Origin of the sequence: Exiguobacterium sp. Leaf187, from assembly GCF_001423925.1 — a bacterium.
Classification (GTDB): domain Bacteria; phylum Bacillota; class Bacilli; order Exiguobacteriales; family Exiguobacteriaceae; genus Exiguobacterium_A; species Exiguobacterium_A indicum.
This window is the reverse complement of the sequence record NZ_LMPR01000009.1, coordinates 910,062-933,019: the sequence shown is the minus strand read 5'-3', so window position 1 is coordinate 933,019 and position 22,958 is coordinate 910,062. Positions and strand designations below refer to the sequence as shown.

Genomic DNA, 22,958 nt, shown 5'->3' with positions numbered 1-22,958 from the left:
CGAGCGGCTCAGATTGACCAATACCTGGTCCACTGAGCCGTTTTTTTATCAGGAGGGATGACGTATGGCGACGACGAAACGAAAACCTGTACGAAAAAAAACGCCGCCACGGAAACGACCGGCAGCGAAGAAACAACGTCAGCCGATTGCGTATCGTACATATGCGACCATCATCGCAATCGTCTCATTATTAGCTTTCGTTCTCGCTTTCGGGGAGTTCGGGAAAGTCGGACTGACGCTAGCCGATGGAGGAGAGCGGTTAATTGGTCAGTTCGGTTCCTTATTATATGGTGGAATCGGTGCTGTGCTACTTTTACTCCTCTCGAATGCGTCGCGTGCTCAAAAATGGGCATGGTCGATGTTACTGATGGGTTCAGTCGTCTGGATTGATCTATTGCTCGGAGCACCACGTGGTATTCTCAATGGATGGCTCTATCAAAACGCAGCTTATTATATTTCGAGCGTGGGTGCCTTCTTGATTGGTCTGTTCTTCATCGGAACGGCCGTTCATATACTAAACCCATCGTTTTATGGAGAGCTGTGGCTTGGGCTCCGAGAACGTGCAGAAGAGTTTCGCAATCGTGAACGGACACCACGTCCTCGTGTCGAAAAAGAGTTGAAAGCGAAACCGGTTCGTGAGAAAAAAACGAAGACATTGCGACCAGCAACTGTCGAGGAACCGATCGAAACGGAACAAGAAGCAGAAGATCCTTCCGTCAACATTCAAGACGTTCCGATCATCGGTTTCACGGATCATGTTGAACCGCAAGCAGCGGAGACACAAGGACCGTTGACGATGACAGAGACACCTGACGGTTATCAATTGCCGTCGCTTGATTTGTTAGCAGAACCAACATCAAAAGACTTGTCCGGTGAGAACAAACGACTGAAGGACAATGCGACGAAATTGATTGCGACCTTAAAGTCGTTCGGGATCGGAGCAAAAGTTTTAAAGATTCATCTCGGACCTAGTGTCACGAAGTACGAGATTGAACCAAAACAAGGAATCAAGCTGAGTCGAATCACGGGACTCGCCGATGACTTAGCGCTAGCGTTAGCCGCAAAAGATATCCGGATCGAAGCACCGATTCCGGGTAAAGCGGCTGTTGGAATCGAGGTGCCGAACCGTGAAGTCGCCATGGTATCACTTCGAGAAGTACTAGGAGCGGAGAGCGTCCAATCGGACAGCGATCGTTTGCTCGTCGCACTCGGACGAAGCATTTCTGGTGAGACGGTGACAGCGAAGTTGAATAAGATGCCACACGTCTTAGTTGCCGGTTCGACGGGTTCCGGTAAATCGGTCTGTATCAATGGGATGATTGTCTCGATATTGATGCGGGCACGACCGGATGAAGTCCGCTTGATGATGATTGACCCGAAAATGGTCGAATTGAACGTCTACAACGGCATTCCGCACCTCTTAGCGCCCGTCGTCACCGATCCTAAAAAAGCGGCACAGGCATTAAAACAGGTCGTCTCGGAAATGGAACGCCGTTATGAGATCTTCAGTCAAAACGGAGCGCGCAACATCGAAGGCTACAATGCACTCATTGATAAGATGAACGCAGAGGAGAAAGTGCATCAACGATTACCGTACATCGTTGTCATCGTCGATGAGTTAGCTGACTTGATGATGGTTGCGTCAAACGAAGTCGAAGATGCGATCATGCGACTTGCACAAATGGCGCGAGCAGCAGGAATTCATATGGTCATTGCGACGCAGCGTCCGAGTGTTGACATCATCACCGGTGTCATCAAGGCGAATATCCCGTCGCGAATCGCATTCAGTGTATCGAGTGCGACTGACTCGCGGACGATTCTTGATACGGGAGGCGCTGATAAATTGCTCGGACGAGGAGATATGTTGTTACTTGGTAACGGCATGAACAAACCGGTCCGCGTACAAGGAGCCTTTTTATCGGACGAAGAAGTCGAGAAGGTCGTCAATCATGTCATCAGTCAGCAAAAGGCACAGTATGTTGAAGCGATGATTCCAAAAGATGTACCAGAGGGCGAAACAGAGGTCGACGATCCACTATACGATGAGGTCGTTCAGTTCATTCTGACACAAGAGACGGCATCAACGTCGATGATTCAACGAAAGTACCGCATCGGTTACAACCGAGCTGCCCGTCTTATTGATGCGTTAGAAGAAAACGGTCTGATTGGTCCATCTGAAGGATCTAAACCACGTCGCGTTATGGGACGTTAATCGAGTAGAAAGGAAGTCGTGGAATATTCCAAGGCTTCCTTTTCTTTTCTAAAAAAATGTATAGAGAAGACTCGGTATCTCGAAAAAAGAAAAGACACATAAAAAAAAAGACATGATGATTTTGTGTAAATAGAAATTACTGGAAAAAATAATAAATGCATCAAAAATAAAATCGCTTTCATGAAAATAGTTGTCAGACGTCTGTTGATTTTCAGTAGTGTTTTTGGCATACTCAGTCATATGAGTGACCGACCTTCAACACGAGGGCTGGGAGCGGATTTTTCACAAATAGATAATGAAAGCGCTCTCATAATTGCAGAGGAGATGGATGAAATGAAGAAGAAACAGGTAATCGTATCGATGATGTCAGTAGCGACGGTTGGTCTTGCTGCTTGTGGTGGTTCAGGTGAGAAAGCCGATCAAAAAGATCAATTCTCTGTTGCGATGGTAGCCGATAAGGGTGGGATCGATGATAAATCGTTCAACCAATCCGCTTGGGAAGGTCTGCAAGCATACGGTAAAGACAACAAACTTCAAAAGAATGAAGGGTTCTCTTATCTACAATCTAAATCGCAACAAGATTATCAGCCGAATCTATCACGTCTTGCTCGTGGGGGAGAAGATTTAGTTTTCGGAATCGGGAACACGTTCAATGAGGATATCAAAACAGTTGCTGATCAATTCAAAGACACACAATTCGCAATCATCGATAACGTCGTTGAAGGAAAAAACGTCACGTCGATCACATTCAAGGAAAATGAAGGAGCGTATCTTGCTGGGATCGTTGCTGCAATGGAGACGAAAAAAAATCATATCGGTTTCGTTGGTGGGATGAAGATGGACGTCATCGAGCGTTTCCGTGCCGGTTTCGAAGCAGGTGCTAAGTCCGTCAATCCGAAGATTAAAATCGATGTCCAATATGCGGAAGACTTCGCAGCTCCAGAAAAAGGTCAAGCGATCGCAGCTGGAATGTATGGTAAAGGCGCAGATATCATCTTCCCAGCAGCAGGTGGTACAGGAAACGGTGTCTTCACAGAGGCGAAGAACCGTAAGAAAAACGGTGAAAACGTCTCAGTCATCGGTGTCGACCGAGACCAAAAAGAAGAGGGTATGCCGGAAGATGTTACATTAACTTCTGTCATCAAACGTGTCGACCGTGCAGTCGAAGATACAGCAAACGCAGCGAAGGACGGTAAACTCGAGGGCGGCAAAACGATTCGTTATGGTCTGAAAGAAGATGGCGTTGATATCGTACCATCTGAAAAGATTTCGAAGAAGACGTTGACTGCGCTTGAGAAAGCAAAAACAGATGTCGTTTCTGGAAAAATCGAAGTACCTGAGCAATAAGCGTTGAAAAAAGAAGGGGCATTCTTAGGTAGAATGCCCTATTTTCTTCCATTATTGATTGCGTTATGAAAAGGGTTACAAAAGCGCCAGAAGTCAGACTTCTAACCTGTTACAAAATGATTGCAGGATTGTGTTGGGCGTCATATACTTATCTTGGCTGGAGTTCTCATACGTCAGAAGTCTGAGCACTGGTTACAACTAGATAGAGGATGGAGATGCGTCATGTCGATTAAATTAGATCATCGTTTGCTTTATTTACGTGTGATTGAAAAGATCAAGTCTGACATCGATGACGGCGTTTACAAGGAAGGCGAGAAGCTCCCTTCAGAGTTTGAACTTTCAAAGCAACTTGGCGTCAGTCGAGCTACTCTTCGAGAGGCTTTACGAATTCTTGAAGATGAGAACATCGTCATCCGTAAACACGGTGTCGGTACGTTTATCAATGCAAGACCACCGTTTACTTCTGGAATCGAAGAATTGTACAGCGTAACAGAAATGATTGCGCGAGCAGGTATGGTTCCGACATCAGAAGTGTTATCATCCGAGATGGTCCAACCGACTGAGCGCGACCGAGAGCGTTTTCAACTTGGTCCGGATGAATTGGTTTATCGAATCGAACGAATCCGACTCGCAGGGGATGTTCCTGTCGTCTATTGTATCGATAAGATTCCAAGCCATTATATTAAAAATGAAGAGCAGTTCACCTCTTCGACATCATTATTTGATGCTTTAGAAAAAGAACTTGGACGACGTGTCACGCATGCCGTGACGCACATCGAGCCACGTATTGATCCGAAAATCGCTGAACAATTACATACGGACCAACCTTTGCTCGCGTTGCGTCAAACGCATTATGATGAGCTCGACCGTTCCGTTCTTTTTTCAGCGAACTATTTCCGAGCAGATAAGTTTGATTTCCACGTCATCCGTAAACGTGTGTGAGCCATTGTTTTAGGATGAATACTGAAAGCGCTTTCCGTCATAACCTACGTAACGCTCCTCATCGCCAGCCTCGGGTGCTAGACGTAGTCTTGAACTTTGTATGACCATATTCGAAAGGGGATTTTCCAGATGAAAAAGAAGTCACTTCTCGCATTAGCAGCAACAGGTTTAGCAATGAGTTCGGTCCTTGCAGCATGTGGTGGCAACGACGATTCAAAAGATTCAGGTAGCGGCAGCAAATCAGACGGCTTTAAAGTAGGTATGGTTACAGATACAGGCGGTGTTGATGATAAATCATTCAACCAATCTGCTTGGGAAGGTATCCAAAAGTTCGGAAAAGACAACGACTTAAAAGAAGGTACTGGTTACAAATATCTTCAATCTGCAAAACAATCGGATTACCAACCAAACCTTCAGCAATTAGCTCGTGCTAAATATGACTTGATCCTCGGTATCGGGTTCTTGATGGGGGAAGATATCGGTAAAGTAGCGGATCAATTCAAAAAGAGCAACTTCGCACTCGTCGATATGGTCGTTGACAAGCCAAACGTAGCGTCAATCGTCTTCAAAGAAAATGAAGGATCGTTCCTCGTTGGTGTCGTTGCTGGTTTGACAACGAAATCAGATAAAGTCGGATTCGTCGGCGGCGTTAACTCTGACTTGATCAAGAAGTTCGAAAGTGGATTCAAAGCAGGTGTTAAAGCAGTCAACCCTGATGCTGACATCGAAGTTCAATATGCAGAAGACTTTAATGCTGCTGAAAAAGGACAAGCAATCGCTTCAGGTATGTACGGTAAAAAAGTCGACGTCATCTATCATGCAGCTGGTGGTACAGGACAAGGGGTATTCACAGAAGCGAAAAACCGTAAGAAAAACGGTGAAGATGTTTGGGTTATCGGTGTAGACCGTGACCAAGTCGAAGAAGGTATGCCTGAGAACGTCACATTGACGTCAATGGTTAAACGTGTTGATACAGCAGTTGAACAAGTCGCTAAAGATACGAAAGACGGCAACTTCCCTGCAGGTAAAGTCGTTGAGTTTGGTCTGAAAGACGGCGGTGTTGATATCGCACCTTCAAAAGACAACGTTTCGAAAGAAGCGCTCGACAAAGTCGAAGAGTACAAAAAACAAATCATCGATGGCGACGTTAAAGTCCCAGCGACAGACGACGAGTACAAAGAATACGAAGCGTCACTGAAATAATAATGAAAGCGGGGGTCGCTAGCATTGCGGCTCCCCCTTTTAAACTAAACATGGGAGTGGATTTTCTTGGAATACGTCATTGAGATGCTAAACATCAGAAAAGAGTTTGGCAGTTTCGTCGCAAATGATAACATCACGCTCCAGCTTCGGAAAGGTGAGATTCACGCTTTACTTGGTGAAAACGGTGCCGGAAAATCGACGCTGATGAACGTCTTATTTGGTTTGTATCAGCCTGAGGCTGGAGAAATTCGTGTACGTGGTGAAAAAGCCAATATTACGAGTCCGAACGTCGCGAACGATCTTGGAATCGGTATGGTGCACCAACACTTCATGCTCGTTCAAAATTTCACTGTTACTGAAAACATCATTTTAGGTGCAGAGCCACGTGCCGGAATTAAGATCGACCGTGCAACTGCACGTGAGAAGGTACGCCAGATTTCTGAACAGTATGGTCTTGCTGTTGATCCTGATGCAAAAATCGAGGATATCTCAGTCGGAATGCAACAGCGTGTTGAAATTTTAAAGACGTTGTACCGTGGTGCAGACATCTTGATCTTCGATGAACCATCTGCTGTCTTGACACCACAAGAGATCAAAGAATTGATTCAGATCATGAATCGCTTGATCGCAGAAGGAAAGTCGATCATCCTCATCACGCACAAACTGAAGGAAATCATGGAAGTAGCTGATCGCTGTACGACGATTCGCCGTGGTAAGTATATCGGAACGGTCGATATCGATGAGACGATGACACAGTCGCGTCTTGCTGAAATGATGGTAGGTCGTGAAGTCAACTTTAATGCGGAGTATTCCAAGGCAACTCCACAAGAACTCGTTCTCGACATCAAGGATCTAGTCGTCAAGGACAGTCGCGGCATCAAAGCCGTCGATGGATTAAATCTCGACATTCGTGCCGGAGAGATCGTCGGAATTGCCGGAATCGACGGAAACGGGCAAACGGAATTGATTGAAGCCATCACTGGTCTCCGTAAAGCGGATAGTGGAGAAATCTTCCTCAACAATAAATCGATCAAAAACTTGAAGCCACGTAAAGTGACGGAATCAGGTGTCGGTCACATTCCGCAAGACCGTCATAAACATGGACTTGTCCTCGATTATTCAATCGGACATAACATGGTCTTACAAACGTATTACAAACAACCGTATTCAAAAGCAGGCATCATGAACTATAAACAAGTCATGGAAAAAGCAAAAACGCTCATCGAGAAGTTCGACGTCCGAACTCCAAGTCCAGAGACGTTTGCTCGTGCCTTGTCAGGTGGTAACCAGCAAAAAGCGATCATTGCGCGTGAAGTCGATCGTTCACCAGACCTATTGATTGCAGCACAGCCGACACGTGGTCTTGATGTCGGAGCAATCGAGTTCATTCATGAACAGTTGGTTCTTGAACGCGAAAAAGGTCGCGCTGTCTTGTTGATTTCATTCGAACTCGAAGAAATTCTTCAAGTATCAGATCGGATTGCCGTTCTTTATGAAGGAAAAACAGTTGCCTTCTTGGATCCAAAAGAAACGAATGAGATCGAGCTTGGCTTCTTGATGGCCGGCGGTAAGAAAGAGGAGGTAGGTCATTCATGAAGTTAGAGCGTTTTTACGGCATCCTCATTCCGATTCTTTCCATCATCCTTGGAATGGTCGTCGGGGCGATCGTCATGGTCATCGGCGGGTATGATCCGATTGCCGGTTTTGATCAGTTATTCTATGGTATTTTTGGCGAACCATACAGCATCGGTGAAACATTGCGAGCAGCAGCTCCGTTGATCTTTGCCGGTCTTGCTGTCGCATTTGCTTTCCGAACTGGACTCTTTAACATCGGGGTTGAAGGTCAGGTTCTCGTCGGGTGGATGGTCGCAGTTTGGATCGGGATTGAGTTTGATCTACCGATGGCGATTCATTTACCGCTTGCTCTAATTGGAGCAGGTTTAGCAGGTGCACTTTGGGCATCGATTCCTGGTATCTTAAAAGCGAAGTTTCATGTGCATGAAGTCATCACGTCAATCATGATGAACTATATCGCATTGTATGTGACGAATGATATTTTACGTCATGTCATCGGTATTACGAACGAGCGGACGGAGTCAGTCAAGGAATCAGCATCCCTTGCTTCACCGTTCTTACAAGAGATGACGGATTTTTCACGATTGCATAACGGGATTTTCATCGCAGTCATCGCTGCCCTCGTCTTCTGGTTCATTTTGTGGAAAACAACGCTTGGTTATGAACTCCGAGCAGTTGGATTCAATAAAAATGCTGCAGAGTATGCAGGGATGGGCGTTAACCGAAACATCATCTTATCGTTCGTCATCTCAGGTGTGTTCGCAGGTCTCGCTGGAGCGATGGAAGGTCTTGGGACGTTCCAAAACATGACATTGAACGCGTCCTTCACAGGTGTTGGATTCGACGGAATCGCGGTTGCCTTGTTAGGTGCGAATAACCCGATCGGTGTCGTTCTCGCGGCGTTACTGTTTGCAGGACTCAACATCGGTGGTCTGTCGATGCAACAGATTGGTATTCCACCGGAACTGATCAAAATCATCATCGCATTCATCATCATCTTCGTGGCTTCGGGTTACGCGATTCGTCTCGTCATCGAGAAGTTCACGGTTAAGAAAGAATCTAAAAAAGCGAAAGGAGCCGGTCAATAATGGGCTTTCTTGAAGTACTTTATATCATCGTGCCAATCGCACTCGCCTATTCGGCTCCATTAATCATTGCAGCACTTGGCGGCATTTTCAGTGAGCGTTCTGGCGTCGTCAATATCGCGTTAGAAGGATTAATGGTCATGGGTGCCTTCACAGGTGTCGTCACAGCATTGACTTTATCGAAAATGGGCTTGGGTGCTGCGAGTCCTTGGCTTGCGATGCTCATCGCGATCGTCGTTGGAGCAGTTTTCTCACTGTTCCTTGCGATTCCAGCAATCCTATTCCGAGCAGACCAAACGGTTCTTGGAGTAGCAATCAACTTGCTTGCGGTTGGTCTTGCGATCTTTCTTGTCCGGGCACTTTACAGTAAAGGACAGACGGATTCGATTCCAAACCGGATTTCGAAAGAAAATGTACCATTCTTGTCTGATATTCCAGTCGTGAAGATGTTCTTCGCGAACGTCTACTACACATCGTATATCGCGATCGTTCTCGCGTTCGTCGCCTGGTACATCATCTTCAAGACACCATTTGGTCTTCGTTTACGTTCTGTCGGGGAACACCCGATGGCAGCGGACACGATGGGAATCAACGTCACGAAGATGCGTTTCATCGGTGTTATGATCTCTGGTGGTTTCGGTGGTCTTGCTGGTGCTGTCTACGCGACGTCGATTTCATTGAACTTCAGTGTGACGACGATTCTCGGTCAAGGCTTCCTCGCGATTGCGGCGATGATCTTCGGAAAATGGAATCCACTCGGTGCCATGGGGGCAGCCCTCTTCTTCGGGTTCGCTCAAGCGATTTCGATCATCGGTCAGCAATTGCCGTTACTCGATCAAATTCCACAAGTGTATCTGTTGATTGCGCCGTATTTATTGACGATCTTAGCACTTGCTGGTGTCGTTGGTCGTGCGGATGCACCAAAAGCTGTCGGTGTACCGTATATCAAAGGAAAACGCTAAATTTTTACTAATCATAGACCGGATGTTGCCAATTGGCGATGTCCGGTTTTTTTAGATAATCGATAGATTGAATGAGAAAAAGTCCAATAAAAAAAAGATGCTTCGCGAGGAAACATCTTTTTTTATTCACTTATTCGAATTTTAACGCATCGCCATCGAACGATTCATCTGCTACTTTGATTGAATCCGTCGGGCAACCTTCGAATGCATCAATCATATCGTCGAATAATGCTTCTGGAATTTCGGCAGTACCATTGTTATCATCAAGAATGACATACGCCAAACCCTCATCATCATAATCATAGATATCTGGTGCCGCTGCTCCACAAGCACCACAAGCGATGCAAGTATCTTTGTCGACAATCGTAAATTTAGCCATTGAACGGTCTCCTCTCTATACGAAAACATTATTGAAACACGCTGTTCTCATCTATATGTCATTGTATCGGACTCATCGTTGCATTTCAATGACGAAGCGTAAGTGACAACAGAAAATGTATATATCATCACATGCCCGCAAATAGTATGTCTAAAACGTAACGAAAAGAAAAAGGATGGGAAATCATCTTCAAATTGATAAACAATTTACATTAGAAGGGAGCGTGACATATGGAGGTTTCTTTACTCGAGCGTATTTTTCTGGAATCGATTCAGCGCCTTCGAAATGAACGATCAGACCGGAGTCTTTATCATGTTTTTCAAGGAAAGAAATCAGCGACTTCTCTGCAAGATGCCCATTTTTATGATTTGGAATCGGTGTTCGGTACTGTATTAGTCAGTAAACAACGATTCGAAACAATCTTGGCTGAACTCGCGCAGAAGAATTGGATTGAGCGGCAAGAGACCTTGCGACTGACGCACGAAGGCGCACGACTAATAAATCAAATGGATCGTGCGATCATTGATCAACTAGGTGGAGAACTTCGTGGTTATGCTGAGATGATGTGGAAACGACTCAGCCTTTTGGTTCAAACGATGATTTGTTTAGAAGCAAAACAGCCGTTCATTCCTGTGCAACAGGAAACCATCGTCCGTGAATGGGTAAAAAGTGTTCTTCCGATCATCTCAAATCGAGCAGAATGGTTACATGATATGCAGCAAGAGTTGATATTTCTCCTTGAGCGCTTATCAGAACGAGATGCGACATTAATTAGTTACCGCTTGTCTGGCGTGCAAGCAGGATGGTCTTATCCACAATTAGCTCAAATGATGAAAACAGATGTGGAGACTGTCCAATACGAATTTACGATCGCTTGGCGAAAGTGCATCGATGACTTGGAAAAAACACCACTTTTAAAGCAAATAGGCGCTGATCTACACACGACAAAAATGACGCAGTCTGCGAAAAAAACATGGGAGTTATTGCAACAGGGGTTAACCGTTGAAGCGGTTGCGATCCGAAGACGATTAAAAAATAGTACGATGGAAGATCATCTCGTTGAGATTGCGATGTATGCTCCTTCGTTTCCGCTGGATCATTTTGTCACGCCATCTCAGCAAGAAGAGGTACGACAGATTGCACAGCGACTCGGAACCTACGCGCTAAAGCGAATCAAGAGTGAGATGCAATCCGATATATCTTATTTTCAAATTCGATTGGTGTTAGCACGTAGTAAATGGGAGGGAATGTAATGGAAGCGTTATTGCATCGTCATTTTGGTTACGAAGCATTTCGACCAGGGCAACGCCAAATCATCGATGCCATCCTAAACGGAACAGATACACTAGCAATTTTGCCGACAGGTGGAGGAAAGTCTGTCTGTTATCAATTTCCTTCTTATGTACAAAATGAAGGGCTGACGTTGATTTTGTCTCCGTTACTCTCGTTGATTGAAGACCAGGTCATGCAAATCAAGCGCCGAGGAGAGCGATCTGTCGCTAAATTAACATCTGTCGAGACGCGAGAAGAGAAAGAACAGATTTTATCTGTACTCGAACATCTACGATATCTTTACTTATCACCGGAGCAACTCGCGCTGCCGCAGATTCGGGCTCGGCTAAAACAGGTAAAGATTGCGCTCTTCGTCGTAGATGAGGCGCATTGTATCTCCCAATGGGGTCACGAATTTCGACCGGAGTATGCAAGGCTTGGTCACATTCGACAAGAACTCGGCCTTCCACCATGTCTCGCCTTAACGGCAACAGCAACTCGTGCTGTCGAGCAAGATATTCGAACACAACTGCGTATGCATGAGCCACAAATCATCCGTCGTTCTGTCAACCGACCAGAAATCCAATATGTTGTCGATCGCGTTGATCGAGAAGAAAAAGATGCGGCAGTTGCTCGGTGGATGGAACGCATCGTTCGCCCATGCGTCATCTATACGACGACCCGTAAAGAAGCGGAACGAATTGCTGGAATCATTGACGGTGCGACCTATTATCATGCTGGGTTGACGATAGAAGATCGCCAACTTGTTCAACAACAGTTTCTTCATGATGAGATGGACTGTCTCGTGTGTACGAGTGCGTTCGGAATGGGTGTCGATAAAGGTAACGTCCGAACGGTCATTCACTATACGATGCCTGCGACGATTGAAGCCTATATGCAGGAAGTCGGACGTGCTGGTCGTGATGGTAAAGAGGCAACGGCGATTTTACTCTACGCTGCTCAAGATGAACAATTACAGACGTACTTGATCGACACGCAATATGCACCCGTCTTATGGATCGATCAATTGCAACAAGGGATGAATCAAGGCGAATCCTATGCCAAGATGGAAAGTCGTCTTCGTCTTAATCCGGAAGATCCGGCATATCGATTACTCAAATCGCAACTCGAGAACGGGTGGTCGAAGGAACGCATCATCCAGTGGCAAACGGAACGTAAACAATTAAAAAGACAAGAGGTCAACCTGATGATGGACTACATTCATCGGAACGAATGTCGCCGTACGATGTTGTTGCATCATTTTGATGAGCAGGCAATCGTACAACCACGGTGTTGTGATGTGTGCGGAACGATTGAATGGGAAAATCCGGTGAAGAGAAAGACCCATCAACCGGTAGATTGGAAAATGCGTTTAGAACAAGTCTTTTTTTCATCACTAGATTCGGTGTAAACTAGACAATATCGTTATATTTTTCAAGAAAAGGTGATAAACATTGAGTAAACAAGATCAACGACGGTTGCATCAGAACGAAGAGGATCAGTCATTGCCACCGCGTTCTTCGCGTATCGAACACGTTCGTAACGAGCGATTGAAACAACCGTTTCGAAAAAATCCGCTAGCAATCACGCTGACGGTACTCATGATCACGATCATCATCGCCTTCGTCTCCATCGGTTTCATGATGTAAGGGCACATTGTGAACGGAGATTTTTTTCCTTTCAGCGTATACTAGAAAGGAAGGGGAAGGAGGCACGATGCATGGATCGTGGGAAATATAATATCAAAGCAGTCGCTGCGTTAGTGGGACTCAACCCGACGACCATTCGTGCTTGGGAGCGGAGATATCAGGTGCTCGATCCGGATCGAAGTGAATCCGGACATCGCATTTATAGTGATAACGACGTCGCGAAATTACGCTGGATCGTCGATAAACAAAAAGAGGGATTGTCTGTCTCTAAAGCAATCCAGTTGTATGAGATGCCTGTTAATCGGGCTGAGGTACCGCACGATTATGGAGTCGAACTGCGAGATCAGTTGTTCCAGGCATTGACGAACTTTGAAGAACGACATGCGCACGACATTATGAATAAAGCATTCTCGATGTTTAGCTTCGATAAAGTCATTCAGGACATCGTCGGTCCGCTCTTACATGAGATTGGAGTGAAGTGGGAGTCGGGAGAGATTACGATTGCGCATGAGCATTTTGCGACGGCATTTCTAAGAGCTCGCCTCTCGACACTGTCGTTACAGATGCCGATCAATCCATTTTTACCGCGAATCGTCTGTGTCTGCGCGCCGGAAGAAGAACACGAACTTGGGCTACTTTTCTTCACGCTTTACTTACGTCAATCTGGATTTGATGTCATTTTCCTCGGTTCCGGTATACCGGTTCAGGACTTAGTGACTGTCACGCATCAGTTGCAACCGAAAGCCGTTATTCTTTCCTGCACGTTATCCGATCATTTACCGTTACTTGATGAAGCGTTAGCACGTCTAATGTCTGATTTTCCGGATCTTGAGATTGGTCTTGGTGGTTATGCGGTCGATCAGCTCCCGGAACGATATGGTCCACATTTACTTGGTGCAGACGATCAATCTTGGAAAAGTTGGTTAAGTCGACTCACTCCGACAACTGGTGTATAGTATGGTTCATAACGAACGGAGACATCTGTGTTTCCGGTTTTGACTGGAGGAGTCTATTATGAGGTTTGAACAAATGAAACAAGGACACCTTCGTGTCTTCATCACAAAGCAAGAGTTATCGCTTCACGACGTCCGACCAGAAACGTTGGCTATCGGGAAGGGACAAGCTTTATTGCGTAATCTATTAGAAGAAGCCGAATCGAATTTTGGTTTTCAAGCAGCGGGAACACTCGAATTTTTCGTTACATTCTTTCCAAATGACGGGATGCTCGTTGATGTACGTCGTGAAGGCGATTTGCCAGAAGAGATGAACGAGGAGTTCGATCAAGTCGAAATCCGCATGACAGTCGATATCGTCCATCACGTCTTATATGCTCTACACTCGCTAGAAGACGTCATTCAAGCGAGTCATGGATTATTGCGACATATGCCTCGGACAGAGACAGGTGGTAGCCTCTACTTCTTCGAGGGAAGCTACTATCTCTATTTCCAAGAACGAATGAATGAGGCGCTCGAGCAGACGGTGACGACGATTTTGTCTGAATACGGTGAGCCGAGCCCGAAAAGTCCACTCGTCATGGCGGAGTATGGGAAAACGATTCAGGCGGAACATGCCGTCGCAACGATAGCCGAACAGTTTAATATGTAAAACATCAGGTGCGACATTCCATTATAGGGGGATGCCGCACCTTTTTGTCTTCTGCTGGAAGTGGCACCATTTTGTATTTTTTCATCGTCAGAAGGATGGTATGATAATCATTGAACGTAAGAAGAAGGAGTGAAGTAGGATGAAAGTGGCAGTATTATACGGTGGGACTTCAGGAGAACGGGAGGTTTCATTAAACAGTGGAAAGTCGATCATGGAAGCATTAAACAGTAAAGGGCATGAGGTCACGGCTGTTGATTTCCATCCTGATCAAGCGCATGAACTCTTCCAGCTGGATGTAGATGTGGCTGTCATCGCTCTTCACGGGAAAATTGGTGAAGATGGACGCGTACAAGCATTGCTTGAACTGGCAGACATTCCATATACAGGTTCAGGTGTGTTAGCGTCAGCGCTTGCGATGGATAAGGCACGTTCGAAAGTTCACTTTGATAAAGCAGGCATTACGATCGCCCGTGATGTGCTGTTAGAGCGTGGAGCTGATATCGAAGCGAAAATCGCAGAGTGGGATGGTCAATTTCCTTGTGTCGTCAAACCAGCACAAGAAGGCTCATCAAACGGATTGACGATTGCTCAAGACGAGAAGATGTTACGTGAAGGAATCGCGAAGGCGTTCGAAGCGGACGATGCAGTGCTTGTTGAACAATTCATTAAAGGGCGTGAAGTGACAGTCCCGGTCGTCGGTCATAAAGGGGCAGAAAAAGCACTACCTGTCATCGAGATCATTCCGAAGAACGCCTTTTATGACTATGAATCCAAATATGCCATCGGTGGTTCGGAGCATATTTGTCCTGCTGAACTGGATGAAGCAACGACAGAAAAACTTCAAGAATGGGCTGTTAAAGCGCATCAAGTCCTTGGCTGTGCAGGATACTCGCGATCTGATTTCCTTGTGCCGGAATCCGGAAATCCAGTCATCTTGGAGACGAATACACTTCCTGGTATGACTTCGACTAGTCTATTCCCGGACGGTGCACGAGCAGTGGGAATTGAATATCCGGAATTGGTCGAATATTTCATGGAACTTGCGATCGAACGACATCGTCAAACAAAACAACCAAATCAATGATATCCTAGGAAAAGAAGTGAGAAAGCGCTTACAAATATAGGCGTAACCCCTTTCATTACGTTCGAGAAAAGAGTATACTTTATCCGAACAAGGAAACGGCATAGGGGATGCCACTTATGGGGAGGAACGTTGGAATGATCACTGACCAACAACATGCGAATCATCGCAAGAACGTACTGGAAGCGACACAAGAAATCGTCAAGGAGGCACTAGGGAAACTTGGTTATCCAGACGAGATGTACGAATTACTTAAAGAACCACTCCGGATGTTGACAGTCCGGATTCCGGTACGGATGGATGATGGTTCGACGAAAATCTTCACAGGATATCGTGCGCAACATAACGATGCCGTTGGACCAACGAAAGGTGGAATTCGTTTCCACCCGAACGTGACGGAAGTCGAAGTCAAAGCATTATCCGTCTGGATGAGTCTGAAGGCAGGTATCGTTGACTTACCATACGGCGGCGGGAAAGGCGGAATCATCTGTGATCCACGTGAGATGAGCTTCCGTGAAATCGAACGTCTCAGCCGTGGGTATGTCCGTGCTATCAGTCAAATCGTTGGACCGACGAAGGATATTCCAGCACCTGACGTCTTCACGAACTCGCAAATCATGGCATGGATGATGGACGAATATAGTCGAATCGATGAATTCAACTCACCTGGTTTCATTACAGGGAAACCGCTCGTCCTCGGTGGCTCACACGGTCGTGAGACAGCGACGGCGAAAGGTGTCGCAATCATGATTCGGGAAGCGGCTGCTAAAAAGGGTATCTCGCTCGAAGGCGCACGTGTCGTCGTTCAAGGATTCGGCAACGCCGGAAGTTTCTTATCGAAATTCATGTATGATTTAGGTGCAAAAGTCATCGCGATCAGCGATGCGTACGGGGCACTCCATGATCCAAACGGTCTCGATATTCCATACCTACTCGACCGTCGTGACTCGTTCGGTACCGTGACGACATTGTTCAAAAATACGATCTCGAATAAAGAATTGCTTGAACTTGAATGTGATATTCTTGTTCCGGCAGCAATCGAGAATCAAATCACAGAAGACAATGCGCACGATATCAAAGCAGCGATCGTCGTTGAAGCGGCTAACGGTCCGACGACGAACGAAGCGACGAAAATTCTCGCTGAACGTGACATTTTGATCGTTCCGGATGTTCTTGCTTCGAGTGGTGGCGTAACGGTTTCTTACTTCGAATGGGTACAGAACAACCAAGGATATTACTGGACGGAAGAGGAAGTACACGAGAAACTTGAAAAAGTACTCGTGAACTCGTTCAACCAAGTCTATCAGACAGCGCAGACGCGAAATGTCGACATGCGACTTGCCGCTTATATGGTAGGTGTCCGGAAGATGGCGGAAGCATCTCGTTTCCGTGGCTGGGTCTAATATTAAGATGAACGTCCGCTTCTTCTTTACGAAGAGCGGGCGTTTTGCATTGCAATTTCTTTCGTCTATGGTAGAGATTTGCTAAGATATAAAAAAAGCAACCGGAAGAGGAGATATTCGAATGTTAGATTGTATCGTAATCGGTGCAGGACCGTGTGGGTTATCGGCAGCGATCGAAATGCAAGATCGGGGACTAGACGTCGAAGTGCTCGAAAAGGGAAATATCGTCGAAGCGATCTATCGTTATCCGACGCATCAAACGTTCTTTTCAAGTAGTGAGAAGTTAGAAATTGGTGGTATACCGTTTATCAATAAAGAATTAAAACCGCGACGTCTCGACGCGCTCGTCTATTATCGAGAAGTCGTCAAACGAAAACAGTTGACGATTCGTCCGTTTGAGACGGTTGAGCGGATTGAACGTCAAGCGGATCATTTTATTATCCATTCGGAGCGTTCCGGGGAAAAAAGAAGCCGAGAAGCTCGCTCCGTCGTGCTTGCGACAGGTTATTATGGTTTACCGAACCGAATGGATGTTCCTGGAGAGGAATTACCTCATGTCTCGCACTACTTTACGGAAGGACATCCGTATTTTGATCAAGATGTCGTCGTTATCGGTGGAAAAAACTCGAGCGTCGATGCAGCGATTGAACTTGAAAAAGCGGGAGCACGTGTGACAGTCCTTTACCGTGGACCGGAGTATAGTCCATCCATCAAACCATGGGTGTTGCCGAACTTCGAATCTCTCGTTCGTTCGGAAAAGGTCAAGATGATTTTTGGAGCGTCAATCGAAGAAATTACGGAGCAAGAGGTGGTTTATCAAATAGATGGAGATAAACAGACCGTCCGTGCTGATTTTGTGTTTGCGATGACAGGTTACACACCCGATGTCGGATTGTTCGCTGACACAGGCATTACGATTGATCGTAAAACAGGTATTCCAAGTCATGACGAAGAGACGATGGAGTCGAATGTCCCGGGCATCTATATCGCAGGTGTCGTGGCAGCAGGATTTGACGCCAATAAAATATTCATTGAAAATGGACGTTTTCACGGTGCAAGCATTGCCAATCATCTCGTTGAACGGTTACGTGGTGTATCGATACAAGCCTAAACAAAACCTCTTGATTTGGAAGGAAAATTTCCGAATCAAGAGGTTTTTTCATTTATTCAACGCGGAATGATTCTTCGAGTTCTAGTTGCGAAGCATCGATTTCAAGTTCGACCATCAGTTTAAGCCGCGCTTTTTGTGAATTCAGTCCATTTGAGAAAATGACGCCGAGTTCTTTTAATTGTTGTCCGCCACCCGTATATCCGTAGACGTCTTGAACGATTCCGTTGAAACAACGGCTGACGATGACGATCGGCATGACGGTAATCAATTCAGCGATCGCATCCACGATACTTGGTGGTACATTTCCTTGACCGAGGACTTCAAGGACGAGTCCATCATAGCCGAGTTGTTTCACAGCAAGTAATAAGTCGGGTTCCATACCGGCATAGACTTTGAGAACGGCGACCCGTTTTGAGAGCGAAGTCACCATGTGTGTTTGTTTTAAGAGCGGTGTATTGAATAAGTAGACATGATCCTTCGTTACCATCCCAAGGTTTCCGAAATGAACGGATTTGAACGTATCGACGGATGACGTATGCGTTTTTGTGACGTTGAATGCCGAATGAATTTCCCCGTTGAAGACGACGAGGACACCTTTTCCGCGCGCAGCTTCACTGACAGCGACACGAAGTGCCGTAATCAGATTAAACTCACCATCGGATCCGACCTCATTGGAAGAACGCATAGCTCCTGTCAAAACGATCGGAACAGGTGCGCCAAGCGTCAAATGTAAGAAATAAGCCGTCTCTTCCAGTGTGTCCGTGCCGTGAGTGATAACGACGCCGTCGTAATGTTCCTTCTTGAGCTCACTCTCGATGAAATGGGCTAGACGCAACATGATGTCAGGTGTCATGTGCGGAGAAGGTAAGTTTGCGAAGTGACGCGTCGTGATGTTGGCAATATCTGTTGCTCGCGGGAGTGAAGCATCGAGTGGATTGATATCATTTGGTAAGACATGACCAGCATGATCCTGTGCCATGGCGATCGTTCCACCCGTATGAATGAGTAATAATGATTTCATGCTAAAGGGTCCTTGTCTACAGACAGAAGACCTTCACCTACTTTCTATGACGGATTCGGTTCGTTCTCCCATATTGTAACCTTTTTCCCTCTTGAAACAACGAGGACGTTTTCTTTTTTCCAAGAAACCTTTATTCTTATAAATGAGGAAGAAAGGGGGAGAGGAAGCGTGGTTCAAATCGTTTTCTCCGGAGTTGCCCCAGGCATCGCACTCCTAACTTATTTTTATCTCCGTCACGAACATGAGTCGGAGCCAGTCGGCTATATCCTTCGAAGTTTCATTTTCGGTATTTTACTGGTCTTTCCCTTGATGTTCATCGACTATATCGTCCAGACCGAATTTGGTGGGCGTGAAGAGGTGCAGTTGATTCGAACAGCCGTTACGGAAGAATTCGCCAAATGGTTTGTCGTCTTTTATACGGTCTATATTCATCAACGGTTTAATGATTATTACGACGGGATCATCTACGCGGTAGCCTGTTCACTTGGGTTCGCAACGCTTGAGAATATTTTATATCTGATGGTGAATGGAACTGTCGAACATATGCTCTTCCGGGCACTCTTACCCGTATCTGGGCATGCATTGTTTGCTGTCATCATGGGATTCTTCATGGGGATGGCGAAATTCTCGCCTCATCCTTATCGTTGGCTATCCCTTTCGATTGCGCTTCCGGTATTTGCGCATATCTTATTTAATTTGTTAATATTGGAAAATGGTGGTATATCTTTTTTGCCAATCGTCTTTATGGTTATCTTATGGACGATTGGATTATTTCAAGTACGAGGTGCCAATCGTTTGAATCGACGATTTAAACGGAAAAAACAACATTCAGATGGTTTCGAATAGAGAGTAGGAGCGGAGTAACATGATGGAAATCGGGGATTTGGTAATGCTTTCGAATAGTGAGGATCGACAAGGTCGCTCAAAAGTGACGGCCGTGACGAACCGTTTGATTTGGATTGAAGCGCCGAGTGAGGTCGCGACACTTAAAACATTCATCTTGTCAGAGCAAGAAGAAGTTTCATTTTATTTTTTCAAGGAGAAAGGCAAATTATTTGGATTTGATACGGTCGTCGTTGAACGACAAAATGATCCACTTCGTGGTCAACGTTATGCTTTGAAACGACCAAAGGATGATCAAATCGAACGCATCCAACGACGTCAGTTCGTTCGAGTGCCGCAAATACTCGATGTCGCTGTACATCCTCATAAAGCGCATTTCGAGCCGTTTACGACGGTGACGCTTGATTTATCGGCTGGTGGAATGATGATCTTGTCAGATCAATTACCGATTGCAAAAGATGAAGAAGTGGAGATGACATTCATCTTACCTACGGGTGATGGTGTATCAAGTACACTAGACGTCGTGGCTGAACTTGTTCGAATCGATCGACGGGAAGAAAGGTATGAATTAGCCTTCCAATTTACGATGATTCCCGACAGAAGTCGTGAACTTGTATTGCGTCACTGTTATCAAATGCAAATGAAAAGTTCAAGAAGGGGCATGAATCCATTCACCTGACCGCATTTTTTTGCTATGATAACGTTCGGAAGAATGAATCCCTATCAATCATAGGGAAGATGGAAGGATTGGATGGATGATGAAAAAGATTCAAATCGCTTTAGATGGACCAGCGGGTGCTGGGAAAAGTACGATCGCAAAACAATTGGCAGCACGCCTTGACTATGTATACATTGATACAGGAGCTATGTACCGGGCCGTGACGTTGGCAGCACTTGAACAATCGCTTGATCTCAATAATGGGGAAGCGCTAGGAGAATTAATGAAATCGCTTGATATTCGTTTAACACCAGGCGAAAACGGGCAACGTGTCTTTATTGGTGATCGCGAAGTGACGGATGCGATTCGTTCCATCGAAATCACGAATAATGTCTCGTTCGTCGCTCGTCAAAAAGAAGTCCGGGCTGCACTCGTCACGGCACAGCGAAAATTAGCTGAACGCGGCGGAATCGTCATGGATGGACGTGATATCGGTACAGTCGTATTGCCGGATGCAGAATTAAAAGTCTTTTTAACGGCAACTGTGGAAGAGCGTGCAGCTCGAAGACATCGTGAAAATATCGCGCGTGGAATGGACAGTGACATCACGATTCTTCAAGAAGAGATCGCACTGCGTGATAAGCGCGACAGTGAGCGTGAAGTCTCGCCATTACGCCAAGCTGACGATGCACTATATCTCGATACGACAGAGATGACGATTGATGAAGTCGTCGTCCGATTGATGGAGCTAGCAGAGGGTGTCCTAAAATGAAACGTCAAGATACCATTTACCGGATTGCGCGGTTTGTCGTCTGGGTCATTGCGAAAACAGTCTTCCGATTGAAAGTGACTGGGCAAGAGAACATTCCGAAAGACGGTTCCTTACTTGTCTGTGCCAACCACAGCTCGAACTGGGACCCAGTCTTCCTCGTCAGCGCGATTCCGCCAAAACGCGCGGTTCGTTACATGGCAAAAGAAGAACTGTTCAAAGTTCCTGCCTTAAAACAATTAATGATTGCGGCAGGAACATATCCTGTCGGTCGCGGTCAAGGCGATCGTCAAGCTTTGAAACGGACGATTGAGCTCTTGAATACGGATGAGACGGTCGGTATTTTCCCAGAAGGAACGCGATCTGCGCCAGGTGAATTCACATCAGCACAACCAGGTGTCGGCTTCTTTGCGTTACGATCGAATGCTCAGATTTTACCGATTGCAATCATCGGATCATACCGCCCGTTCAAACGGATGCATGTTGCGATCGGAAAACCGGTTGATATCTCGGATTTACGTGACCAGCGGGGCGCGGCGAAATCGATTTCTGACCGAATCATGGACGAAATCAAATCCGTCTACTTCAATCACGCTTAATACCTTGACAAATAGTCAGAATTGTAAGAAGTTAGAAGCAGGATAAACGCATTGACATGTGTCAGGCGTTTCTTGTACTCATCGTGAGGAGGTTGTTTTGGAATGGTCGAAGAAATGAAAGATATGCCTGATTTTGAAATTCATCGGGACCAGGTAGTTACCGGAATGGTCGTGAAAATTGAAGACAAGCAAGCACTCATTGATATCGGATATAAAACAGAAGCCATCTTACCGATCAGCGAAGTATCGAGTCTTCATCTCGATGATATTCGCGGCGTGCTGAACGTCGGAGATGAACTACAAGTGAAGGTCAAGAAAATCACGGATGAAGAGGTCGTCGTCTCGAAACGAGAAATCGACGCGCTCAAAGCGTGGGAGCAAGTAGAAGAGAAGTATAAATCAGGTGAGATCTTTGAAGTTGTCGTCAAGGACATCGTCAAAGGTGGACTCGTCGTTGATATCGGTGTCCGCGGATTCATTCCGGCGTCACTCGTCGAACGGCATTATGTCGAGGATTTCTCGGATTACATCGGTCGTTCGATCGAAGTCAAGGTCGTTGAACTCGATCAAGAGAAGAACCGTGTCATTCTCTCGCATAAAGCGGTCGTTGAGGGCGAATTGAACGCGAAGAAAAAAGAGACACTCGAAAATTTAAAAGTAGGTCAAATCCTCGAAGGTACAGTCCAACGTTTAACGGACTTTGGTGCTTTCGTTGATATCGGTGGCGTCGACGGTCTCGTTCATATCTCGGAGATGGCACACCACCGTGTCGAACGTCCTTCGGATATCGTCACGGAAGGTCAAAAAGTCGAAGTCAAAGTACTTGGTGTCGACCGTGATACGGAAAAGGTGAAGTTATCGATCAAGGAAACACAACCTGGTCCATGGCAACAAATGGAAGGGAAGATCGAAGCTGGCGATATCGTCAAAGGACGTGTGCGTCGTCTCGTTCAGTTCGGGGCTTTCATTGAACTTGCGCCACAAGTAGAAGGACTTTTACACATTTCGCAAATCGCGAACCGTCACATCGGTTCACCTTCGGAAGTACTCGAAGAAGGACAGGAAATTGAGGCGAAAGTACTCGAAGTGCGTCTTGATGAGCATAAGATTTCGCTATCAACACGTGTCCTTGAAGAGGAAGAATCATCCGCTGACGATTATTCGGATTATACGAATCAATCAGAAGGATTCTCAGTCGCTGACTTGACTGAAGACGATTCTGATCAGAAAGAATAAGTAATG

Annotated in this window: 22 protein-coding genes; 20 read left to right on the top strand and 2 right to left on the bottom strand. The window is 45.9% G+C overall.

The features are described from left to right. Positions 1–64: 64 nt before the first annotated feature. From ASF99_RS09195 to ASF99_RS09165, 7 genes are all read left to right on the top strand, one after another. Positions 65–2,212: a DNA translocase FtsK gene (locus tag ASF99_RS09195; protein ID WP_055968625.1), complete on the top strand. Its 2,148-nt coding sequence runs from the start codon at positions 65–67 to the stop codon at positions 2,210–2,212. A 333-nt stretch (positions 2,213–2,545) separates the two neighbouring features. Beyond that, a complete protein-coding gene (locus tag ASF99_RS09190; RefSeq protein ID WP_055968623.1) occupies positions 2,546–3,559 on the top strand; it encodes a BMP family lipoprotein in 1,014 nt (337 codons plus the stop codon). A gap of 222 nt (positions 3,560–3,781) precedes the next feature. Continuing rightward, positions 3,782–4,501: a GntR family transcriptional regulator gene (locus tag ASF99_RS09185; RefSeq protein ID WP_023468666.1), complete on the top strand. Its 720-nt coding sequence runs from the start codon at positions 3,782–3,784 to the stop codon at positions 4,499–4,501. A gap of 129 nt (positions 4,502–4,630) precedes the next feature. Next, positions 4,631–5,704 carry a BMP family lipoprotein gene (locus tag ASF99_RS09180; protein ID WP_055968621.1) on the top strand — a complete coding sequence of 358 codons (1,074 nt, stop codon included), beginning with the start codon at positions 4,631–4,633 and terminating at the stop codon, positions 5,702–5,704. Between the two features lie 66 nt (positions 5,705–5,770). Next, complete coding sequence (locus ASF99_RS09175) at positions 5,771–7,300, top strand: ABC transporter ATP-binding protein (protein WP_029342029.1); 1,530 nt, start codon at positions 5,771–5,773, stop codon at positions 7,298–7,300. After that, positions 7,297–8,367: an ABC transporter permease gene (locus tag ASF99_RS09170; RefSeq protein WP_029342028.1), complete on the top strand. Its 1,071-nt coding sequence runs from the start codon at positions 7,297–7,299 to the stop codon at positions 8,365–8,367. Before ASF99_RS09175 ends, ASF99_RS09170 begins: the two co-directional genes overlap by 4 nt. Beyond that, positions 8,367–9,326: an ABC transporter permease gene (locus ASF99_RS09165; protein ID WP_035396804.1), complete on the top strand. Its 960-nt coding sequence runs from the start codon at positions 8,367–8,369 to the stop codon at positions 9,324–9,326. The genes ASF99_RS09170 and ASF99_RS09165 overlap by 1 nt, the downstream gene beginning before the upstream one ends. A 130-nt stretch (positions 9,327–9,456) precedes the next feature. On the opposite strand, the gene ASF99_RS09160 is transcribed toward ASF99_RS09165, so the two are convergent. Then, positions 9,457–9,705, bottom strand: coding sequence for a ferredoxin (locus tag ASF99_RS09160; protein ID WP_023468661.1), 249 nt, complete (start codon positions 9,703–9,705; stop codon positions 9,457–9,459). Between the two features lie 230 nt (positions 9,706–9,935). On the opposite strand from ASF99_RS09160, the gene ASF99_RS09155 reads away from it, so the two are divergent. The 8 genes from ASF99_RS09155 (at position 9,936) to ASF99_RS09120 (ending at position 17,826) form a co-directional block, all read left to right on the top strand. After that, positions 9,936–10,958, top strand: coding sequence for a helix-turn-helix domain-containing protein (locus tag ASF99_RS09155; protein WP_055968619.1), 1,023 nt, complete (start codon positions 9,936–9,938; stop codon positions 10,956–10,958). Then, positions 10,958–12,388 (top strand): RecQ family ATP-dependent DNA helicase, encoded by a 1,431-nt coding sequence (locus ASF99_RS09150; RefSeq protein ID WP_075642530.1) that lies wholly within the window; start codon positions 10,958–10,960, stop codon positions 12,386–12,388. The genes ASF99_RS09155 and ASF99_RS09150 overlap by 1 nt, the downstream gene beginning before the upstream one ends. Positions 12,389–12,431: 43 nt before the next feature. Then, positions 12,432–12,626 carry a hypothetical protein gene (locus ASF99_RS09145; RefSeq protein ID WP_023468658.1) on the top strand — a complete coding sequence of 65 codons (195 nt, stop codon included), beginning with the start codon at positions 12,432–12,434 and terminating at the stop codon, positions 12,624–12,626. A 71-nt stretch (positions 12,627–12,697) separates the two neighbouring features. Then, a complete protein-coding gene (locus ASF99_RS09140) occupies positions 12,698–13,582 on the top strand; it encodes a MerR family transcriptional regulator (RefSeq protein WP_023468657.1) in 885 nt (294 codons plus the stop codon). A gap of 58 nt (positions 13,583–13,640) precedes the next feature. Then, positions 13,641–14,231 (top strand): adaptor protein MecA, encoded by a 591-nt coding sequence (locus ASF99_RS09135; RefSeq protein ID WP_023468656.1) that lies wholly within the window; start codon positions 13,641–13,643, stop codon positions 14,229–14,231. A 139-nt stretch (positions 14,232–14,370) separates the two neighbouring features. Further along, on the top strand, positions 14,371–15,315 hold the full coding sequence (locus ASF99_RS09130; RefSeq protein WP_023468655.1) for a D-alanine--D-alanine ligase: 945 nt from the start codon (positions 14,371–14,373) through the stop codon (positions 15,313–15,315). Positions 15,316–15,449: 134 nt separating this feature from the next. Beyond that, a complete protein-coding gene (locus ASF99_RS09125) occupies positions 15,450–16,715 on the top strand; it encodes a Glu/Leu/Phe/Val family dehydrogenase (protein WP_023468654.1) in 1,266 nt (421 codons plus the stop codon). 121 nt (positions 16,716–16,836) lie between these two features. Then, positions 16,837–17,826 (top strand): YpdA family putative bacillithiol disulfide reductase, encoded by a 990-nt coding sequence (locus ASF99_RS09120; protein WP_023468653.1) that lies wholly within the window; start codon positions 16,837–16,839, stop codon positions 17,824–17,826. Between the two features lie 52 nt (positions 17,827–17,878). Here ASF99_RS09120 and ASF99_RS09115 read toward each other — a convergent pair whose 3' ends face one another. Continuing rightward, positions 17,879–18,847: an asparaginase gene (locus tag ASF99_RS09115; RefSeq protein ID WP_023468652.1), complete on the bottom strand. Its 969-nt coding sequence runs from the start codon at positions 18,845–18,847 to the stop codon at positions 17,879–17,881. Positions 18,848–19,015: 168 nt separating this feature from the next. Here ASF99_RS09115 and prsW point away from each other — a divergent pair, with 168 nt between their 5' ends. From prsW to rpsA, 5 genes are all read left to right on the top strand, one after another. Continuing rightward, a complete protein-coding gene (prsW, locus tag ASF99_RS09110; RefSeq protein ID WP_055968615.1) occupies positions 19,016–19,693 on the top strand; it encodes a glutamic-type intramembrane protease PrsW in 678 nt (225 codons plus the stop codon). 19 nt (positions 19,694–19,712) lie between these two features. Next, complete coding sequence (locus ASF99_RS09105) at positions 19,713–20,369, top strand: flagellar brake protein (protein ID WP_023468650.1); 657 nt, start codon at positions 19,713–19,715, stop codon at positions 20,367–20,369. A 76-nt stretch (positions 20,370–20,445) separates the two neighbouring features. Next, the gene (cmk, locus tag ASF99_RS09100; RefSeq protein WP_023468649.1) at positions 20,446–21,120 is read left to right on the top strand and encodes a (d)CMP kinase; all 675 of its coding nucleotides are present in this window, start codon (positions 20,446–20,448) and stop codon (positions 21,118–21,120) included. Further along, complete coding sequence (locus ASF99_RS09095) at positions 21,117–21,716, top strand: lysophospholipid acyltransferase family protein (protein ID WP_023468648.1); 600 nt, start codon at positions 21,117–21,119, stop codon at positions 21,714–21,716. The genes cmk and ASF99_RS09095 overlap by 4 nt, the downstream gene beginning before the upstream one ends. Positions 21,717–21,818: 102 nt before the next feature. After that, complete coding sequence (rpsA, locus tag ASF99_RS09090) at positions 21,819–22,952, top strand: 30S ribosomal protein S1 (protein WP_055968613.1); 1,134 nt, start codon at positions 21,819–21,821, stop codon at positions 22,950–22,952. Positions 22,953–22,958 lie beyond the last annotated feature (6 nt).

What these genes read in the sequence shown, in the direction of transcription:
- ASF99_RS09195 (WP_055968625.1), top strand. Translation starts at nt 65, where the DNA reads ATGGCGACGACGAAACGAAAACCTGTACGAAAAAAAACGCCGCCACGG.
- ASF99_RS09190 (WP_055968623.1), top strand. Translation starts at nt 2,546, where the DNA reads ATGAAGAAGAAACAGGTAATCGTATCGATGATGTCAGTAGCGACGGTT.
- ASF99_RS09185 (WP_023468666.1), top strand. Translation starts at nt 3,782, where the DNA reads ATGTCGATTAAATTAGATCATCGTTTGCTTTATTTACGTGTGATTGAA.
- ASF99_RS09180 (WP_055968621.1), top strand. Translation starts at nt 4,631, where the DNA reads ATGAAAAAGAAGTCACTTCTCGCATTAGCAGCAACAGGTTTAGCAATG.
- ASF99_RS09170 (WP_029342028.1), top strand. Translation starts at nt 7,297, where the DNA reads ATGAAGTTAGAGCGTTTTTACGGCATCCTCATTCCGATTCTTTCCATC.
- ASF99_RS09165 (WP_035396804.1), top strand. Translation starts at nt 8,367, where the DNA reads ATGGGCTTTCTTGAAGTACTTTATATCATCGTGCCAATCGCACTCGCC.
- ASF99_RS09160 (WP_023468661.1), bottom strand. Translation starts at nt 9,705, where the DNA reads ATGGCTAAATTTACGATTGTCGACAAAGATACTTGCATCGCTTGTGGT.
- ASF99_RS09155 (WP_055968619.1), top strand. Translation starts at nt 9,936, where the DNA reads ATGGAGGTTTCTTTACTCGAGCGTATTTTTCTGGAATCGATTCAGCGC.
- ASF99_RS09150 (WP_075642530.1), top strand. Translation starts at nt 10,958, where the DNA reads ATGGAAGCGTTATTGCATCGTCATTTTGGTTACGAAGCATTTCGACCA.
- ASF99_RS09140 (WP_023468657.1), top strand. Translation starts at nt 12,698, where the DNA reads ATGGATCGTGGGAAATATAATATCAAAGCAGTCGCTGCGTTAGTGGGA.
- ASF99_RS09135 (WP_023468656.1), top strand. Translation starts at nt 13,641, where the DNA reads ATGAGGTTTGAACAAATGAAACAAGGACACCTTCGTGTCTTCATCACA.
- ASF99_RS09130 (WP_023468655.1), top strand. Translation starts at nt 14,371, where the DNA reads ATGAAAGTGGCAGTATTATACGGTGGGACTTCAGGAGAACGGGAGGTT.
- ASF99_RS09125 (WP_023468654.1), top strand. Translation starts at nt 15,450, where the DNA reads ATGATCACTGACCAACAACATGCGAATCATCGCAAGAACGTACTGGAA.
- ASF99_RS09120 (WP_023468653.1), top strand. Translation starts at nt 16,837, where the DNA reads ATGTTAGATTGTATCGTAATCGGTGCAGGACCGTGTGGGTTATCGGCA.
- ASF99_RS09115 (WP_023468652.1), bottom strand. Translation starts at nt 18,847, where the DNA reads ATGAAATCATTATTACTCATTCATACGGGTGGAACGATCGCCATGGCA.
- ASF99_RS09105 (WP_023468650.1), top strand. Translation starts at nt 19,713, where the DNA reads ATGATGGAAATCGGGGATTTGGTAATGCTTTCGAATAGTGAGGATCGA.
- cmk (WP_023468649.1), top strand. Translation starts at nt 20,446, where the DNA reads ATGATGAAAAAGATTCAAATCGCTTTAGATGGACCAGCGGGTGCTGGG.
- ASF99_RS09095 (WP_023468648.1), top strand. Translation starts at nt 21,117, where the DNA reads ATGAAACGTCAAGATACCATTTACCGGATTGCGCGGTTTGTCGTCTGG.
- rpsA (WP_055968613.1), top strand. Translation starts at nt 21,819, where the DNA reads ATGGTCGAAGAAATGAAAGATATGCCTGATTTTGAAATTCATCGGGAC.